Raw genomic sequence first — 17,506 nt, forward strand, 5'->3', positions numbered from 1 at the left:
AGGGGTAAAGGGGAGGCATGATGCTTCCCCGGATTGCCCACCAGCGCGCCATTATTGACCGTCGCGCACTTGCCGACGCCGTAGCTGCGGCCTTTGCCGAGCAGGATGAGAAATCGCGCCCGGTGGTGGTCGAACTGCTGCGTGACGCGCTGGAATCAGGACGCGCCGAAATTGCCCGCCGGTTGGAGGCACGGCCTTCGGGCGGCAGCGAATGTGCCCAGGCGCAGGCATTTCTGGTCGATCAGCTGGTGCGGGTGATTTACGATCACATCGTCGGGCGCGTCTATCGCGCCAGCAACCGGTCTACGGGAGAGCGGATCGCGGTGCTGGCAGTGGGCGGGTACGGACGCGGCGAAATGGCGCCACATTCCGATGTTGATATTGCATTTGTCACCCCCACAAAGCCGACATCGTGGTGTGAACAGGTAATTGAGGCCATGCTCTATTACTTTTGGGACTTGGGTCTGAAGGTAGGGCAATCAAGCCGTTCGCTGGATGAAGTGGTGCGGATGGCGAAAAGTGATCTGACCATTCGCACAGCGCTGCTTGAAGGGCGTTATGTCTGGGGTGACCGCGAACTTTACGAGGAGGCATCGGCACGATTTTGGGCCGAGGTTGTCACCGGCACTGAAAAGCAATTCGTTGCCGAGAAGCTGGAAGAGCGCAACGCGCGCCACAAGAAGCTGGGTGACAGCCGCTATGTGGTGGAGCCCAACGTCAAAGAGGGCAAGGGTGGCTTGCGCGATCTGCATGCGCTGTACTGGATGGGCAAATACATTCACAAGGTGCGTGACGCGTCCGAGTTGGTCGATGTTGGCCTGCTGACGGCTGAGGAATATCGCGCGTTCCGTCGGGCCGAGAACTTTTTCTGGGCCGTGCGTTGCCATCTGCACACCATCACCAATCGTGCCGAAGACCGGCTGACGTTCGATTTGCAGCGTGAAGTTGCGATGCGGATGAACTTTGCCGATCGTCCCGGCAAAAGCGCGGTTGAGCGAGCGCGGTTGAGCGATTCATGCAGTATTTCTTCCTGCAAGCAAAACAGGTGGGGTCGCTAACCGGGGTGTTTCTGGCGCAACTGGACGAGCAGTTCGCCGGACAAAAGCGCGGCTTCTTTGCCGCCTTGCGCAAGCGGCGGCGCAAAAAGGTCGGGCCGTTCCTGATCGATGGCGGCAAACTGGCGGTGCCTTCGGACGCGACGTTTCAGGAAGACCCCGTGCGGCTGGTCGAGCTTTTTGCCTGTGCAGCATCTGAAAAAGTCGAGATTCATCCCGAATCCATGCGGATAGCGCGGCGCGACGCATCGCTGATTGATGCCTCGGTGCGCAAAGACCCTCGCGCCAATGCGCTTTTCCTCGACGTGTTGACCAGCCGGAACGACCCCGAGACCGTATTGCGCTGGATGAACGAAGCCGGTGTGTTCGGACGGTTTGTGCCCGATTTCGGGCGCGTCATCGCGCAAATGCAATTCGACATGTACCACCATTACACGGTGGACGAACATACCATCCGGGCCATTGGTTTGCTTGCCCAGATTGAAAAGGGCGAGGCCAAGCTGGATCACCCCTTGGCCAGCGAAGTCGTGTCCAAAGTCGCTTCACGTCGTGTGCTTTATGTCGCCACGCTGCTGCATGACATCGCCAAAGGGCGGCGCGGCGATCATTCTGTTCTGGGTGCAGATGTGGCGATGAAGCTGTGTCCGCGCCTTGGCATGTCGGCGGCAGAGACAGAACTGGTTGCTTGGCTGGTGCGCTGGCACTTGTTGATGAGCGCCACCGCTTTCAAGCGCGACCTGGCCGATTACAAGACCATCGCCGATTTTGTGAACACCGTGCAAAGCCAGGAACGCCTGCGGCTGCTGCTGATCCTGACCGTTGTTGATATCCGCGCAGTGGGGCCAGGCGTTTGGAATTCATGGAAGCGGCAATTGTTAAGCGACTTGTTCGTTTCAGCCGAAGAGATGCTGCGCCTGGGCCACAAAACCCATGGCCGAGCAGAACGCATTATTGCCAAGAAAAAGGCCGTTGGCGCGCTGCTTAAAGAGCGTGATGCGCTGATCGGCACGGTTGGCAAGCAGTTGGGCGATGCTTACTGGATTGCCGAGCCCGAGGACATCGTGGCGCTGAATTTGCAGCAAATGGACACCGCTTTGGGTGAACCGCTGTCGGTTGAGGCGCATTGGTATCCTGCACGCGGGGCTACGCTCGTTACCGTGCTGGCGGCTGACCATCCGGGTCTGTTCTATCGCATTGCCGGGGGCATTCATCTGGCTGGCGGCAACATTATCGATGCGCGTATTCACACCGCGCGCAATGGCACCGCGGTTGACAATTTCCTTGTGCAAGACCCGTTGGGCCGGCCGTTGAACGAGGCAAACCAGATCGCGCGGCTGAAAAATGCCATCGCGGATGCACTGGCCAACCGGGTCAAGCTTCAGCCGCAATTGGCGGCACGTCCGCTGGCCCGCCCGCGCGCCGATGCATTTGACGTTCGCCCGATCGTGATTTTTGATAACAAGGCGTCCAATCGCTTCACCGTGATCGAAGTCGGCGCGCGTGATCGGCCTGCCCTGCTCAGCGCTTTGGCGCGGACGCTGTTCGAAGCGCGGCTGGTCGTCCATTCAGCGCATATCGCCACTTATGGCGAACGCGCGGTGGACACATTCTATGTGACAGACGTGCTTGGCGAAAAGATCGACAGCGATACGCGCATGAAAACGATCGAGAAGAAGCTGCTTGAGGCGGCGGAGGAGCGAAAGCTTAAAGCCGCCGCCTGATTGTTCAGGCGGGACTTTGCGCAGCGGCGAACTGGTCATAGGCTTCAACCGCCTGGGCTGCGTACATCAGGCTTGGGCCAGCACCCATGTAAAGTGCCATGCCCATCGTTTCCATAATCTCGTCGCGTGATGCGCCATGGCTGAGCGCGGCCTTGGTGTGGAAAGCAATTCAACCGTCACAACGAATGGCGACGGATATCGCAAGGGCAATCAGTTCCTTGGTCTTGGCATCAAGCGCACCGGGCTTTGTCGCTGCCTGCGCCATTGCGGAAAAAGCCTTCATCACTTCGGGCGTGCCAAGGCGCACTTCCTTGATTGCACCTGTCAGGTCGCTTGCCATCTGCGGCCAATCTTTGTTCATGACGTCTGCTTTCCTGATGTGAGATGCGTTATTTTTCGGGCAACCAGCCAACTTGTCGGAATTGAAAACACGAAGCCGATGGCTGCGGCGATTATGATGGGGCGGCTGCCGGTCATCCCCGCTGCCAGAACGCCGGTAATCCCGACGCCCATGAGCGTCGTGGCGATGACAGAGTGCAGGATCATCATCATGCGGAACACATTCAATCGTCCTTCGGAGAACCGGCGGGGTAACTATCCCTACCTTGGCCGCGGCCGATATGGATTGATGCGCATCAAATGGCAGGCAAGACTCGCAACCGGGCGGTGCACACCCTATCTTCACCGGTGATGAGCGAAGCAGAATATCTCGGCGGCAGGTTTCTGCTGGCCATGCCCGGAATGGGTGACCCGCGGTTTGACCACGCGGTGATCGCAATGTGCGTGCATGATGAACATGGCGCGCTGGGCATAGGCGTGGGCCAAGTGCGCGACGGCATTACGCTGCACGGGCTGCTGGAGGACATCGGGATTGATCCCGGCGTTGCGCCTGATGTTCCCGTGCTCAACGGCGGGCCGGTTGAAACGGCGCGCGGGTTTGTGCTGCACACCAATGACTGGGGCGGCGAGGGCAGTGTAACCGTTGACCCGCTGTGCCAGCTTTCAGCATCGCTTGATGTGCTGCGCGCGATTGCCGAAGGGCGTGGCCCTTCGAAATATCTGGTCGCCTTGGGCTATGCCGGTTGGGGTGCAGGCCAGCTTGAGGGCGAAATGCGGCACCACGGCTGGTATGCCGCCAAGGGGCGGGCTGAAGTGTTGTTCGAGACGCCCACCGGACGGCGCTGGACCACAGCATGGAAGCGCGAGGGGATCGACCCCTCGCACCTCGTAGCCCAAACTGGCAGGGCTTAGGCTTCTGCTGCTTTGCTGTTGAGCTGGATGTAGTTTTCCAGCCCCATGCGCTCGATCATGTCGAACTGCTTTTCGATGACATCGACATGCTCTTCCTCGCTTTCGAGGATCTTCTGGAACAAGTCGCGGCTGACAAAGTCGCGCACGGTTTCACAATGGGCAATCGCATCGCGGAGCAGCGGCAAAGCGTCCATTTCCAGCGCAAGATCGGCTTTCAGGATTTCTTCAACCGATTCACCAACGCGCAGGCGGCCCAAAGCCTGGAAGTTTGGCAGTCCATCCAGAAACAAGATGCGATCCGCCAGAAGATCGGCGTGCTTCATTTCATCAATGGATTCGTGACGTTCGTATTCCGCCAGCTTCTTGACGCCCCAGTTGTCGAGCATGCGGTAATGCAGCCAGTACTGGTTGATCGCCGTAAGCTCGTTCAGCAGGGCTTTGTTGAGGAATTCAATAACTGTGGCATCGCCCTTCATGGCGCTGATCCTTCTTCGCGACTATCTCAGGATTCTATGCCGTAGGGCTTGTCTGGCAAAGCGCGAACGACTCGCACCAGCCAGAAATAATCAGGCAAATGAGGGGGATCGCTCGTCAGCAATGACGGCTTCGGCATCCTCAAGGCATTGGCGGCATTGGGGTTGAAAACCCAGCAGGCCATAAATGTCCTCAGCCCCGCCAGCGTTACAGCGTGCAGTGGCGCGAATGTCTTTTTCCCGAATGGCATTGCAGATGCATATGAACATTGCCGTTATCCCGAACCAGTGCTTGTTGCCAATGAATCGCAGTAATAATGCGATGCGTTCGCAATAGCAAGTGCGGAATTGGCCGGTGCGAATATGATGCTTTGGTGCGTCCTGTTGCATCCTTGCCGGAACGCTCCTACATTATGGCTACATCAAGAGTTGGGGTGACGCTCCAACGCCAACCTGCCATTCCGGGCAAGGTGGCGCTTGAACCGGGTAACCGGTGAAAGGATGTGGCCGATCGGGCAACGAAACGGACACAGGGACAAGCGTCTACCAGCCACAGGTTGAATAGAAAGACGCGCCAAGTGCCGATCAGAATTGCCGATAATCTTCCCGCCCGCCGCACGCTCGAAGCCGAGGGCGTAATCGTGATGAGCGAAACCGAAGCAGCGCGGCAGGATATCCGCCCGATCCGCATCGCGCTGCTCAATCTGATGCCGGACAAGATCACCACCGAAACGCAGATCGCGCGGTTGCTGGGCGCAACGCCCTTGCAGGTCGATCTGGAACTGGTGCGGATATCCGATCACGTCAGCAAGACCACGTCTGCGGGCCACATCGCGTCGTTCTATCGCCCTTGGGAAGACGTGAAAGTCGAGAAGTTTGACGGGCTGATCATAACCGGTGCGCCGGTTGAGACGATGGCGTTTGAGGACGTGACCTATTGGGACGAATTGCGCCGGATTCTCGATTGGTCGCAAAGTCACATCCATCGCACTTTGACGGTGTGCTGGGGAGCGATGGCGGCGCTTTACCACTTCCACGGCGTGGAAAAGCATAATCTTGCGACCAAGGCATCAGGCGTGTTCCGGCACGTGAACCGCGCGCCCGCCAATCCGTGGGTGCGCGGGTTGCCCGATGTGTTCGACGTTCCGGTATCGCGCTGGGCCGAAGTGCGCCGTGAAGACCTGCCGGAAGGCCGTGGCCTGAGTGTTTTGGCTGAAAGCCCTGAAACCGGGCTTTGCCTGATTGATGACCCTGCGCAGCGCACGCTGCATATGTTCAATCATCTTGAATACGACACGCTGACGCTGGCGGGTGAATATGCGCGGGACGATGCAGGTTATATGCCCCGTCACTATTTCCCCGGCGATGATCCTCAGGCGCAGCCGGTGAATTCATGGCGCGGCCATGGCCACCTGCTGTTCGGTAACTGGATCAATGAGGCCTATCAGACCACGGCTTTTGATCTGGAAGATATCGGCAAATGACGACTCTTCTTGCCTTTGGCGCGTGCTTGACCTAACGGCCCCGCTTCAACCGACACGGATTCGATGATCGGCCTGGCCACAAGGGCTGCCAAGGCGGATCGGACGCGTCGAATACAGGAGACCAAAATGCCCAAGATGAAAACCAAGAGCGGCGTGAAAAAGCGCTTCAAGCTCACTGCCACCGGCAAGGTGAAGCATGGTGTTGCTGGCAAGCGCCACCGTCTGATGAGTCACAACGCCAAGTACATCCGCCAGAACCGCGGCACTGACGTGATTTCCGATGCTGATGCACGGACGATCAAGAAGTGGGCGCCCTACGGGCTGAACTGAGGAGCGCTGACTTATGAGCCGTATCAAACGTGGTGTGACCACCCGTGCAAAGCACAAAAGGATTTTGGATCAGGCGAAGGGCTATCGTGGCCGTCGCAAGAACACTATCCGCGTCGCCCGTCAGGCCGTTGAAAAGGCCGGACAATATGCCTATCGTGACCGCAAGGTAAAGAAGCGCAGCTTCCGCGCCCTGTGGATTCAGCGCATCAATGCTGCTGTTCGCGAAGAAGGCCTGACCTATTCGCAGTTCATCCACGGCACCAAGCTGGCAGGCCTTGAACTGGACCGCAAGACGATGGCCGATCTCGCCATGAACGAGAGCGCCATTTTCAACACGGTTATTGCGCAAGCCAAGGCAGCCCTTCCGGCCGCCTGATCTTCGCATCGTTCCGATGTAAAAAGGGGGTGGGTTCATTGGAACCTGCCCCCTTTTTTCGTTCCGCCATTGCAGATCGTTTGTCAGGCTGATCTTTCAACAGGCCTCAAGAAAGTTATTGGTGGCCTGAACAAATAACAGGGGCGCAAAACTTGTCGGCGGACTGTACTGTCCATGTCCGATTCCATCGGCCTGTTGAGCCGTTGAATCGTTACTTCACAACATTTTACCTAACCGAGCTGGATGTGCCCGGCGGTGAACGCGTGACGGACTACCTGCATCCTGAATGGGCCAATTTCAGGGCCTACAGTGGTGACTTGCCTGATTCGCAATTGCCGGATCTGCCCGAAATTTCCGGGGTCACTGCCAATGTAACTGGCCCTACCAGCAAGACCTTGCGCTTTACTGTTGGCACTACGCGTATTTGGGGGATCGGCATTTTGCCGCTGGGTTGGGCCAGATTTGTGGGTGCGCCTGCTAACCTCCATGCTGACCGACATTATACTGTGGCGAAAGAGCCGTTCTTGACACAGTTCAGGGGTCTTGCTGCCAATCTGTTTGGCGATGAGCCTGATGAAGCCGCTGAACTTGAACGGATTACAGCATTTTTCCTGCGCGCACTGGCACGGGGTGACCGGGAGGATGATCCGCGCATCGTGGCCTGCCACGCCGCACTGTTGAACCCTGAAATTTCCAACGTCAGCGAAATGGCCGAAGCGGCCCATTTGCCCTCGCATACGCTTGAACGGATCTGCCGCAAGCATTTCGGTTTTCCGCCAAGTCTTCTGCTGCGGCGCCAAAGGTTTATGCGCAGTCTGGTGCAATATATGCTGGACCCTTCGCTGCACTGGATCGGGGCGATTGACAGCAGCTATCACGATCAGGCCCAGTTCGTGCGCGACTTCCATCGCTTCATGGGAACCAGCCCCAGCGAATATGCGGCGCGGCCCAAGCCTGTGCTGGAAGCGGTGATGAAGGCGCGGCAGGAGTTCATGGGCAGCGCCGTGCAAGCGCTGCACCGACCGGCAGCGGAATGAACTCCCCACTTTGATTCTGTCGCATTTGCCGCTAGCGGCTTGCCGCATGGAACAGCTTGATCAACAGCAGACCGAAACCCTAGCCGCCATCGCCGATGCTGCGACGCCTGATGCCGTGGAGGCCATCCGTGTTGCCGCGCTTGGCAAACAGGGGTGGGTGAGCGCGCTGCTCAAATCGCTGGGCGGCATGACGCCCGAACAGCGCACCAGCGAAGGCCCGAAAATTCAAGGCGTTCGTGAGGCCGTGACGGCCGCGTTGGCATCGCGCAAGGCTGTACTGGAAAGCGCAGTGCTGGAAGCGCGACTGGCGGCGGAGACGGTTGATCTGTCACTGCCTGCGCCCGAAATGCCCAAGGGATCGATCCATCCGGTTGCCCAAGTGATGGACGAACTGGCTGAAATCTTTGCAGATATGGGCTTTGCCGTGGCCAGCGGGCCAGAGATCGAGGACGATTGGCACAATTTCACCGCGCTCAATATGCCCGAAACCCATCCGGCGCGCGCGATGCATGATACGTTCTATTTCCCGGACAAGGATGCAGATGGCCGCTCGATGCTGCTGCGCACGCATACCTCGCCGGTGCAGATCAGGACGATGCTGAAAGAGGGTGCGCCCTTGCGGATCATCGCGCCGGGGCGGGTTTATCGTTCGGATTCAGATGCTACGCACACGCCGATGTTTCACCAGATCGAAGGTCTGGTGATCGACAAGGGCATTCACTTGGGCCACCTCAAGTGGACGCTGGAGACATTCCTCAAGGCCTTCTTTGAACGCGAAGACATCGTCCTGCGTCTGCGCCCCAGCTATTTCCCGTTCACCGAACCTTCTGTTGAGGTGGATGTGGGGTACACCTTGGTGGGGGGTAAGCGGGTGGTTGGCGGCAGCGGCGACGCTGCGGACGGCGGCTGGATGGAAGTTTTGGGTTCGGGCATGGTCAACCGCAAGGTGATCGAGTTCGGCGGGCTTGATCCCGATGAATGGCAGGGCTTTGCCTTCGGCACCGGCGTCGACCGGCTCGCCATGCTGAAATATGGCCTCGACGATTTGCGCGCCTTCTTTGATGGCGATGCGCGGTGGCTGGGCCACTATGGCTTCGGTGCGCTTGATGTGCCGACCCTTTCTGGCGGTGTGGGAGTACGTTCGTGAAGTTCTCGCTCTCATGGTTGAAGTCGGTCTTGGATACCAAGGCCGATGCGCGCACCATCGCGGAAAAGCTGACCTCGTTGGGGTTGGAAATCGAAGGCGTTGAAGATGCCTCTGCCGCGTTGACGCAGTTCCGTGTGGCGCGGGTGCTGACCGCTGAGAAGCATCCGCAGGCCGACAAGCTGCAAGTGCTCTCGGTGGACTTGGGTGACGGTACGCCGCTGCAAGTGGTGTGCGGTGCGCCCAATGCGCGCGCAGGGTTGGTTGGCGTGTTGGGCACGGCGGGCGCGGTGGTTCCGGCCAATGGCATGGTCCTGCGCAATTCGGCCATTCGCGGCGTCGAATCCAACGGCATGATGTGTTCGACGCGTGAACTGGGCCTTGGCGAAGATCACGACGGCATCATCGAACTGCCCGAAGATGCGCCCGTTGGCACCAGCTTTGCCGATTACATCGGGTCCGATCCGGTGTTCGATGTGGCGATTACGCCCAACCGGCCGGATTGCATGGGCGTTTACGGCATCGCGCGTGATCTGGCGGCATCGGGCCTTGGTGTGTTGAAGCCGATTGCGGCTGAGGCGGTTGCGGGCAGTTTCCCGTGCCCGGTGGAAGTGCGCACCGATGATGCGCAAGGGTGCCCTGCATTCTATGGCCGCGTCATTCGCGGGGTGAAGAATGGTCCCAGCCCGAAGTGGTTGCAGGACTTTTTGAAGTCTGCGGGCCAGCGCCCGATTTCGGCGCTGGTGGACGTCACCAACTTTGTGATGCTGGGCTATGGCCGTCCGGCGCATGCTTATGATCTGGCGAAGCTTTCCGGTGCGGTTGTGGCGCGCAAGGCTGTGGCGGGCGAGAAAGTCGTCGCGCTCAATGGCAAGGAATATGCGCTTGAGCCGTGGATGACGGTGATTGCCGATGATACGGGCGTGCACGACATTGCCGGGATCATGGGCGGTGAGCATTCGGGCTGCGGTGATGATACGACCGATGTGCTGCTGGAAGTGGCCTATTTCGATCCGCCTTCGATTGCGCGGACGGGACAGGCGCTGGCGCTGGCATCGGATGCGCGCGGACGGTTTGAGCGCGGGGTTGATCCGGCGTTCCTTGATACCGGCATGGACCTGCTGACATCGCTGATCCTTGAGATTTGCGGTGGTGAAGCATCCGAAGTGATCCGTGCTGGCGAACCGCCGGTGGCGCGCAAGAGCGTTGCCTATGACCCTGCCTTGGCTGGATCGCTGGGCGGCATTGATGTGGCCGATGCCGAACAGAAGCGCATTCTGGCGGCGCTGGGCTTCGAGGTTGCGGACGACTGGGCCGTTACTGTGCCGACATGGCGGCCCGATGTGGATGGCGCGCCTGATATTGTCGAGGAAGTGATCCGCGTTCACGGGCTTGATGCGGTGCCATCAACACCGCTGCCGCGCGCGGATGGCGTGGCCAAACCGACGGCGACGCCTGCGCAAATGCTGGAGCGCCGCGTGCGCCGTGCTGCGGCTGCGCGGGGGCTGCATGAGGCGATTACGTGGTCATTCCTGCCCGAAGCTGAAGCGGCGCACTTTGCCGATGGTGAGGCGTTATGGACACTGGCAAACCCGATTTCCGAAGACTTGAAGACCATGCGGCCTTCGCTGCTGCCGGGGCTGCTTTCGGCGGTGAAGCGCAACCTTGATCGTGGCGCGTCATCGGTGCGCCTGTTCGAGGTCGGACGGCGTTATCTGCGCGGGGCCAATGGCGCGAGCGACGAGAAGCTGAGCCTTGGCGTGGTGCTGGCGGGCGACAAAGTTGCGCGCGGTTGGGCTTCGGGCAAGGCGCAAGTGTTTGATGCGTTCGATGCCAAGGCCGAAGCGATGGCGTTGCTGGCCGAAGCCGGTGCTCCGGTTGATAGCTTGCAGGTTATGGGTGAAGCGGGGCCGCAGTTCCATCCCGGCCAGTCTGCAACGTTGCGGCTGGGGCCAAAGACCGTGCTGGCGCGCTTTGGCGTGTTGCACCCGACGACTGCAAAGGCGTTCGACATTGATGGCCCGGTTGTGGTGGTCGAACTGTTCCTTGACCGGATTCCGGCGAAGAAGGGCGCAGGCGCATTTGCCCGTCCGCACTTTGCACCGCCGCCGTTGCAGGCCGTAACGCGCGATTTTGCGTTCCTTGTTGCTGCCGAAGTGGCGGCGGGTGATCTGCTGCGTTCGGTCAAGGGCGCGGACAAGGCCAACATCGTGGCCGCGCGGGTGTTTGATGATTTCCGCGGGGTTGGTGTGCCTGAGGGGCAGAAGTCACTCGCCATCGAGGTGACGCTGCAACCGGTCGAGAAATCCTATGATGAAGCCGCGTTGAAGGCGGTTGCCGACAAGGTGATTGCAGCGGCTGCCAAGCAAGGGGCAGTATTGCGCGGATGAAGTTTAAGCGGGCAACGTCGGCTGACAATATATCCTCGTCATTGCGAGGAGGCGAAGCCGACGAAGCAATCCAGAGTTTGCGTGTGCCGCTCTGGATTGCTTCTCCCCGCTTCGCGGGGCTCGCAATGACGAAGGTAGGGCGCGAGACGAAGGTCGGGGGCGCAGTTTTCGGGGCGAAGGTACTGGTAGTGTGAGCGATCTGATCGAGATCACGAATGGCGAGTTGACCGCGCGGATCAATCCGCTCGGCGCTGAATTGTGGTCTTTGACGGATGGCAATGCTCGCGAATACATGACCGATGCCGACCCTGCGTTCTGGGGCGGGCATGCGCCGCTGCTGTTCCCGATTGTCGGATCACTGAATGGCGATGTTCTGCGGCTGGACGGGCGCGAGTATGCGCTGCCGCGCCACGGCTTTGCCCGCCGCAGCCTGTTTGCGCCGGTGCATGTTCATGCGGGTGAGGCGCGGTTCCGGCTGACCGATTCGCCCGATACGCGCCAAGTCTATCCGTTCGGATTTGTGCTGGAGATGGCATTCCGGTTGGACGGGATGACGCTGGCGATGGAGGCTTCGGTCACCAATCCCAATGGCGAGGCTTTGCCTTTCAGCTTCGGCTATCATCCGGCATTTGCATGGCCGTTGCCCGGCGGGGCGGATAAAGCCGCGCACAAGCTGGTGTTTGAAAAGGCAGAGCCGCAGGATGTGCGCCGTGTTGCCAGCGGCTCCGGGGTGTTGCTTGCCGCAACCGAACGAACGCCGGTAGCGGGCCGCGAGCTGGCGCTATCCGAGGATTTGTTCCGCACCGATGCTGTGATCTGGGATCAGCTTGCCAGCCGGTCGGTGTCCTATGGTGCTGACGGCGGAGCGTGGCTCGACATCGCGTTCCCGGACACGCCAGCGCTCGGCCTGTGGCAAGTGCCGGGCGCGCGCTATATCTGCATCGAACCTTGGGCTGGCCATGCCGATCCCGAAGGCTTTGATGGCGATTTCCGCGACAAGCCGGGGGTGATCCTGCTGGAACCCGGTCAATCAAGCAGCTTCCGCATGGACGTAAGCCTTCGTCCCGTTTAGGGGCTTGCCCCATGTCCAATCGCCGCACCTTCGCCATCATTTCCCACCCTGACGCCGGTAAGACGACGCTGACCGAGAAGCTGTTGCTTCAAGGCGGCGCGATTCACTTGGCCGGTGAAGTGAAAGCGCGCGGGCAGGCGCGGCGGGCGCGGTCTGACTGGATGAAGATCGAGCAGCAGCGCGGGATTTCGGTGACGTCCTCGGTGATGACCTTCCAGAAGGATGGCATCGTCTTCAACCTGCTGGATACGCCGGGCCACGAAGACTTTTCCGAAGATACCTATCGCACGCTGACGGCGGTTGATTCGGCGATCATGGTGATCGATGCCGCCAAGGGTATCGAGCCGCAGACGCGCAAGCTGTTCGAGGTTTGCCGCTTGCGGTCAGTGCCGATCATTACTTTCGTGAACAAAGTGGACCGCGAAGGCCGGTCTGTGTTCGAAACGCTGGACGAAGTCGCCGATGCGCTGGCGCTGGATGTGGTCCCGATGTCTTGGCCGATTGGCATGGGCGGCGTGTTTCAGGGCGTGATGAGCTTTGCCGACGAAACCATTGCGCGCCCCGAAGGCGATAGCCGCGAGTTTCTGGGCAAAGTTGAACCGGCAGTCGATATCCCTGATGATATTGCCGAGGAAATCGAACTGGCGCGCGCGGGCTATCCCGAATTTGATCTTGAAGCCTATCGCAATGGTGATCTGACGCCGGTCTATTTTGGTTCTGCGCTGAAGAACTTCGGCGTGATCGATCTGATCGAGGCGATTGCCAAATTTGCGCCGCCGCCGCGCCCGCAATCATCCGATCAGGGGATCATTGATCCCGAACGGCCCGATGTGACCGGCTTCATCTTCAAGGTGCAGGCCAATATGGACCCGCAGCACCGTGACCGGATTGCCTTCATGCGCATGGTTTCGGGCACATTCCGGCGCGGCATGAAGCTGACGCCTTCGGGGCTGGGTAAACCGATTGCGGTACATTCGCCGATCCTGTTCTTTGCGCAGGACCGCGAAATTGCCGATACGGCCGAAGCTGGCGATATCATCGGCATTCCCAACCACGGCACCTTGCGCGTGGGCGATACGCTGTCGGAACGCAACGATGTGCGCTTTACCGGGCTGCCCAACTTTGCGCCGGAAATCTTGCGCCGCGTCCAGTTGAAGGACCCGACCAAGACCAAGCAATTGCGCAAGGCGCTGGATGACTTGTCCGAAGAGGGCGTGATCCAGGTGTTTTACCCGGAGATTGGTTCACAATGGATCGTCGGCGTGGTGGGGCAGCTGCAACTTGACGTGTTGGTTTCGCGGCTTGAGGCGGAATACAAGGTCGAAGCGGGGCTGGAAGCATCGCCGTTTGACACCGCGCGCTGGATTAAAGGCAGCGAAGCGGCGCTTAAAAACTTTACCGATTTCAACATGTCGAACCTGGCCAAGGACCGCGACGGCGATCCGGTATTTATGGCGCGTTCTTCGTGGGATGTGAGCTATCAGCAGGAACGCAACCCTGATCTGATCTTCTCGGCCACCAAGGAAAGGTAGTCCTGCTTTGTTGTGGGCAGGGGTTGAAACCCTGTGCCATCAAGGGCAGTTAGCGCCAATGCAATTACTTGGCCCGACATCGAACACGTTCATCTCGCAACGCCAGCGGCTTCACTATGTGGACTGGGGTAATGCTGAAAAGCCCCCGCTGCTGCTGGTTCATGGCGGGCGCGACCACTGCCGGTCATGGGACTGGACGGCAGAGGCGTTGCGCGAGGATTGGCATATCATCGCGATGGACCATCGCGGACATGGTGATAGCGAGTGGAATTCGGACGGCAATTACCGGACGATGGACCTTGTTTACGATGTGGCGCAATTGATCCACCAGTTGGATCTGGCACCGGTGACCATCGTATCGCATTCATGGGGGGCCAATGTCAGCCTGCGCTATGCCGGACTGTTTCCCGAAAACGTGCGCAAACTCGTAGCGATCGAGGGCATCTTTCCCACCACGGGGCATGAGGCGCTGATCAAGAACGTGCCTTTTGCGCGGCGGGTGCGGGAATTCATTATTGAAAAGCGCAAGGCGGCAGGCCTTGTGCCCCGGCGCTATCCCTCTCTGGCAGATGCCTATGCCCGCATGAAGGCAGCGAACCCTTATCTGACGGACTTGCAGGCCCGGCATTTGACGTTGCATGGCATCAATCGCAACGAAGACGGCACGTTCAGCTGGAAGTTTGATCCGCATCTGAACGTGGATGCGGCTCCCTATGATATTTCTCCAGCTTATGTGCAGCAGTTGTGGCGCGCGATCACGTGTCCGACATTACTGTTGAATGGCGCGGACTCGTGGGTGGATAATCCCGAATCTGACGGCCGGATCGATCATTTCAAAAATGCGAAAGTGATCGAGTTCGAAAACGCAGGGCATTGGTTGCATCATGACCAGTTTGCCAAATTTATCGCAACGCTGAAGGACTTCCTCTGACCGGCGTCACGCTAAAAGTTGCCAGCTACAACATCCACAAAGGTGTGGGGCTGGACCGCAAGCGCGATCCCGAGCGCATTTTGACAGTACTGCGCGAGATGGATGCCGACGTGATCGCGTTGCAGGAGGCGGACCGGCGCTATGGCCTGCGTGAAGCGGTGCTGCCGCGCGCTGCTCTGGACGATCACAGCCCGTGGCGCGTGATCGAACCGGGCCATTACGATAGCGCGCGGACAGCTTCCAGCATGGGCTGGCATGGCAATGCTTTGCTGGTGCGGCGCGATATCGAGGTGCTGGGTGCTTGCGCGGTGCCGTTGCCGACGATTGAGCCGCGCGGCGCGGTGTGCGTTTCGCTGCATATCGCTGGCCATGTGGTGCGGGTGATCGGCATGCATCTGGACTTGTCCGGCCTGCGACGGCGCGCGCAAGTGGAGGCTGTGTGCACGCATATCGCCGGTCATGATGAGCAAGGCCATGCGGTGATGATGGGCGACTTGAACGAGTGGTCGGTCAAAGGCGGCGCGCTGGCGGCGTTTCGGGCACCGCTGCGGGTTTTGGCACCGGGGCGCAGCTTCCCCTCGCGGCGGCCATTGGCGCAACTGGACCGGATCGTGATCAGCGAAGGCCTTAACGTTGAAGACACCGGGGTGCATCACAGCGCGCTTGCGGCAGTAGGGTCAGACCATCTGCCGGTGTGGGCCACGTTGCGGCTGCCCTGATTTGAGGCAAGGGCGTTTGCCTAAAAATTAGGCAGGTCGAAAATATTGCCCAAGATTCGAGCGCGCATGACCGCCGGATGAGCAATTTGGTTCCCGTAAACATCTGATTCCGTAAAAACGCGTGTTTGGCACGCCCCTTGCTTGTCTTTCCTTGCCGGCGGGTCGTCCGGCGAGAATGGTCGCGAAAGGGGGCGTGAATGAAGTTCATCATAGCCATCATCAAGCCGTTCAAGCTCGATGAAGTGCGTGAAGCACTGTCGGCGCTGGGCGTTGCTGGAATGACGGTGTCTGAGGTCAAGGGTTTTGGTCGGCAAAAGGGCCAGACCGAGATTTACCGCGGCGCTGAATATTCCACCAATATGCTTCCGAAGGTGAAGATCGAAATCGCCGCCAGCGATGATCTTGCGCCGCAGATCGTGGAAACGATCCAGCAGGCCGCCAGCACTGAAGCGATTGGTGACGGCAAGGTGTTCGTGCTCGACCTCGCGTCGGCCACCCGCATCCGCACCGGCGAAACCGGGGATACCGCGCTGTGAGCGGCCTTTCCATTTCCGACCTTAGGGGAACCAGCATGATCCGTAAGATGATCGGTGGCTTGGCGGGAACGGGCGCTTCGCTCTTCGCCGCAACTGCCGCCGTTGCACAGGATGGGCCGATCAAGGCACCAACCGTTGAACAAATGGCCGGCATGGTCGACAAGGGCGATACGACCTGGATGCTGATCAGCTCCGCGCTCGTCCTGATGATGAGCGTACCTGCTCTCGCCCTTTTCTACGGCGGCCTTGTCCGCACCAAGAACATGCTCAGCGTGCTGATGCAGGTGTTCATGATCGTTTCGGTCGCAGCGCTCGTCTGGGTAAGCTGGGGCTATTCGATGGCTTTCACCAGCGGCGGGCCGTTCATCGGCGGTTTCTCGAAAATGTTCCTGATGGGCGTGGATGCCACGACTTACGCAGCAACTTTCTCGAACAACGTTTACATACCTGAATACGCTTTCGTGATCTTCCAGATGACCTTCGCCTGCATCACTCCAGCGCTCATCGTCGGGGCTTTTGCGGAACGCGTGAAGTTCAGCTCGTTGATGGTGTTCACCGTCCTGTGGCTGACCTGCATTTACTTCCCGATGGCGCACATGGTTTGGTACTGGGCTGGCCCGGACTTCCTGCCTGACGCACCGACCGACGCCGGTTTCCTGTGGGCCATGGGCGCGCTTGACTTCGCTGGTGGTACAGTTGTGCACATCAACGCCGGTATCGCAGGCCTCGTCGGCTGCATCATGATCGGCAAGCGTATCGGCTTTGGCAAAGAAGCTACTCCGCCGCACTCGTTGACCATGACCATGATCGGCGCTTCGCTGCTGTGGGTGGGCTGGTTCGGCTTCAACGCCGGTTCCAACCTTGAAGCCAATGGCGTGACCGCAGTGGCCTTCATTAACACCTTCGTCGCCACCGCTGCCGCAGCCGTCTCCTGGGCGATTGTCGAACAGCTTCACCACGGCAAGCCTTCAATGCTGGGCGCTGCAACGGGTGCCGTCGCAGGCCTCGTCGCCATCACGCCAGCTTCGGGCCTTGGCGCTCCGATGACCTCGATCGTACTCGGCCTCGTCGTATCGCCCATCTGCTACCTGTTCGTCAGCACGCTGAAGAGCAAGCTCAAGTACGACGACACGCTCGACGTGTTCGGCGTGCACGGCGTGGGCGGTATCGTTGGCGCTATCGCCACCGGCATTGTCGCGGCTCCATCACTCGGCGGCCAGGGCGTGTTTGATTACACGGTGTTCCCAGCCGGTTTCGACGCTGACAGCTACAGCATCGCCACGCAGGTGATGACCCAGATCAAGGCAGTCCTGTTCACGGTTGTCTTCTCGGGCGTCGGTTCAGCGATCATCTTCTTCATCGTCGACAAGACCCTGGGTCTGCGTCCTTCGGAAGAAGCCGAGCGTGAAGGCCTCGACATCTCCGAGCACGGTGAACGCGCTTACAACTACTGAT

The 17,506-nt window shown here is 59.5% G+C and carries 17 protein-coding genes, 1 pseudogene and 1 riboswitch; of the genes and pseudogenes, 14 read left to right on the forward strand and 4 right to left on the reverse strand.

Features of this window, described 5'->3' with window-relative positions:
* The first annotated feature begins 17 nt into the window (after positions 1-17).
* A pseudogene (locus B7Y89_RS11090) lies at positions 18-2,776 on the forward strand ([protein-PII] uridylyltransferase).
* A gap of 4 nt (positions 2,777-2,780) precedes the next feature.
* On the opposite strand, the gene B7Y89_RS11095 reads toward B7Y89_RS11090, so the two are convergent.
* Complete coding sequence (locus B7Y89_RS11095) at positions 2,781-3,137, reverse strand: carboxymuconolactone decarboxylase family protein (RefSeq protein ID WP_292938546.1); 357 nt, start codon at positions 3,135-3,137, stop codon at positions 2,781-2,783.
* Complete coding sequence (locus tag B7Y89_RS11100) at positions 3,134-3,337, reverse strand: hypothetical protein (RefSeq protein ID WP_292938548.1); 204 nt, start codon at positions 3,335-3,337, stop codon at positions 3,134-3,136. Before B7Y89_RS11100 ends, B7Y89_RS11095 begins: the two co-directional genes overlap by 4 nt.
* Positions 3,338-3,466: 129 nt before the next feature.
* On the opposite strand from B7Y89_RS11100, the gene B7Y89_RS11105 reads away from it, so the two are divergent.
* Positions 3,467-4,027, forward strand: coding sequence for a YqgE/AlgH family protein (locus B7Y89_RS11105; RefSeq protein ID WP_292938621.1), 561 nt, complete (start codon positions 3,467-3,469; stop codon positions 4,025-4,027).
* Here the strand turns inward: B7Y89_RS11105 and bfr are convergent.
* Positions 4,024-4,503, reverse strand: a complete 480-nt coding sequence (gene bfr / locus B7Y89_RS11110; RefSeq protein WP_292938550.1) for a bacterioferritin — start codon at positions 4,501-4,503, stop codon at positions 4,024-4,026. The two genes, B7Y89_RS11105 and bfr, sit on opposite strands and share 4 nt — an antisense overlap.
* Positions 4,504-4,593: 90 nt before the next feature.
* On the reverse strand, positions 4,594-4,890 hold the full coding sequence (locus B7Y89_RS18300; protein ID WP_366416039.1) for a (2Fe-2S)-binding protein: 297 nt from the start codon (positions 4,888-4,890) through the stop codon (positions 4,594-4,596).
* Positions 4,891-4,914: 24 nt separating this feature from the next.
* Positions 4,915-5,033: riboswitch (SAM-I-IV-variant riboswitch) on the forward strand.
* Positions 5,034-5,078: 45 nt separating this feature from the next.
* Here B7Y89_RS18300 and metA point away from each other — a divergent pair.
* From metA to B7Y89_RS11175, 12 genes are all read left to right on the forward strand, one after another.
* Positions 5,079-5,984, forward strand: coding sequence for a homoserine O-succinyltransferase (metA, locus tag B7Y89_RS11120; RefSeq protein WP_292938552.1), 906 nt, complete (start codon positions 5,079-5,081; stop codon positions 5,982-5,984).
* A gap of 126 nt (positions 5,985-6,110) precedes the next feature.
* Positions 6,111-6,314, forward strand: a complete 204-nt coding sequence (rpmI, locus tag B7Y89_RS11125; protein WP_054107898.1) for a 50S ribosomal protein L35 — start codon at positions 6,111-6,113, stop codon at positions 6,312-6,314.
* Between the two features lie 13 nt (positions 6,315-6,327).
* Positions 6,328-6,690, forward strand: a complete 363-nt coding sequence (gene rplT, locus B7Y89_RS11130; protein ID WP_292938554.1) for a 50S ribosomal protein L20 — start codon at positions 6,328-6,330, stop codon at positions 6,688-6,690.
* A 203-nt stretch (positions 6,691-6,893) separates the two neighbouring features.
* Positions 6,894-7,727: a helix-turn-helix domain-containing protein gene (locus tag B7Y89_RS11135; RefSeq protein WP_292938556.1), complete on the forward strand. Its 834-nt coding sequence runs from the start codon at positions 6,894-6,896 to the stop codon at positions 7,725-7,727.
* A gap of 46 nt (positions 7,728-7,773) precedes the next feature.
* The gene (gene pheS / locus B7Y89_RS11140; protein ID WP_292938558.1) at positions 7,774-8,874 is read left to right on the forward strand and encodes a phenylalanine--tRNA ligase subunit alpha; all 1,101 of its coding nucleotides are present in this window, start codon (positions 7,774-7,776) and stop codon (positions 8,872-8,874) included.
* Entirely contained in the window at positions 8,871-11,261 is a 2,391-nt protein-coding gene (gene pheT, locus B7Y89_RS11145) for a phenylalanine--tRNA ligase subunit beta (protein WP_292938560.1), read from the forward strand. The genes pheS and pheT overlap by 4 nt, the downstream gene beginning before the upstream one ends.
* Before the next feature lie 190 nt (positions 11,262-11,451).
* On the forward strand, positions 11,452-12,333 hold the full coding sequence (locus B7Y89_RS11150) for an aldose 1-epimerase family protein (RefSeq protein ID WP_292938562.1): 882 nt from the start codon (positions 11,452-11,454) through the stop codon (positions 12,331-12,333).
* A gap of 11 nt (positions 12,334-12,344) precedes the next feature.
* Complete coding sequence (locus B7Y89_RS11155; RefSeq protein ID WP_292938564.1) at positions 12,345-13,865, forward strand: peptide chain release factor 3; 1,521 nt, start codon at positions 12,345-12,347, stop codon at positions 13,863-13,865.
* Positions 13,866-13,923: 58 nt separating this feature from the next.
* Positions 13,924-14,796 carry an alpha/beta hydrolase gene (locus B7Y89_RS11160; RefSeq protein ID WP_292938566.1) on the forward strand — a complete coding sequence of 291 codons (873 nt, stop codon included), beginning with the start codon at positions 13,924-13,926 and terminating at the stop codon, positions 14,794-14,796.
* Complete coding sequence (locus tag B7Y89_RS11165; protein ID WP_292938623.1) at positions 14,793-15,515, forward strand: endonuclease/exonuclease/phosphatase family protein; 723 nt, start codon at positions 14,793-14,795, stop codon at positions 15,513-15,515. Before B7Y89_RS11160 ends, B7Y89_RS11165 begins: the two co-directional genes overlap by 4 nt.
* A 197-nt stretch (positions 15,516-15,712) precedes the next feature.
* Positions 15,713-16,051, forward strand: a complete 339-nt coding sequence (locus tag B7Y89_RS11170) for a P-II family nitrogen regulator (RefSeq protein ID WP_054107869.1) — start codon at positions 15,713-15,715, stop codon at positions 16,049-16,051.
* A gap of 35 nt (positions 16,052-16,086) precedes the next feature.
* Complete coding sequence (locus B7Y89_RS11175; RefSeq protein ID WP_292938569.1) at positions 16,087-17,505, forward strand: ammonium transporter; 1,419 nt, start codon at positions 16,087-16,089, stop codon at positions 17,503-17,505.
* Position 17,506: the final 1 nt, after the last annotated feature.

This window comes from Novosphingobium sp. 32-60-15 (assembly GCF_002280675.1).
Classification (GTDB): domain Bacteria; phylum Pseudomonadota; class Alphaproteobacteria; order Sphingomonadales; family Sphingomonadaceae; genus Novosphingobium.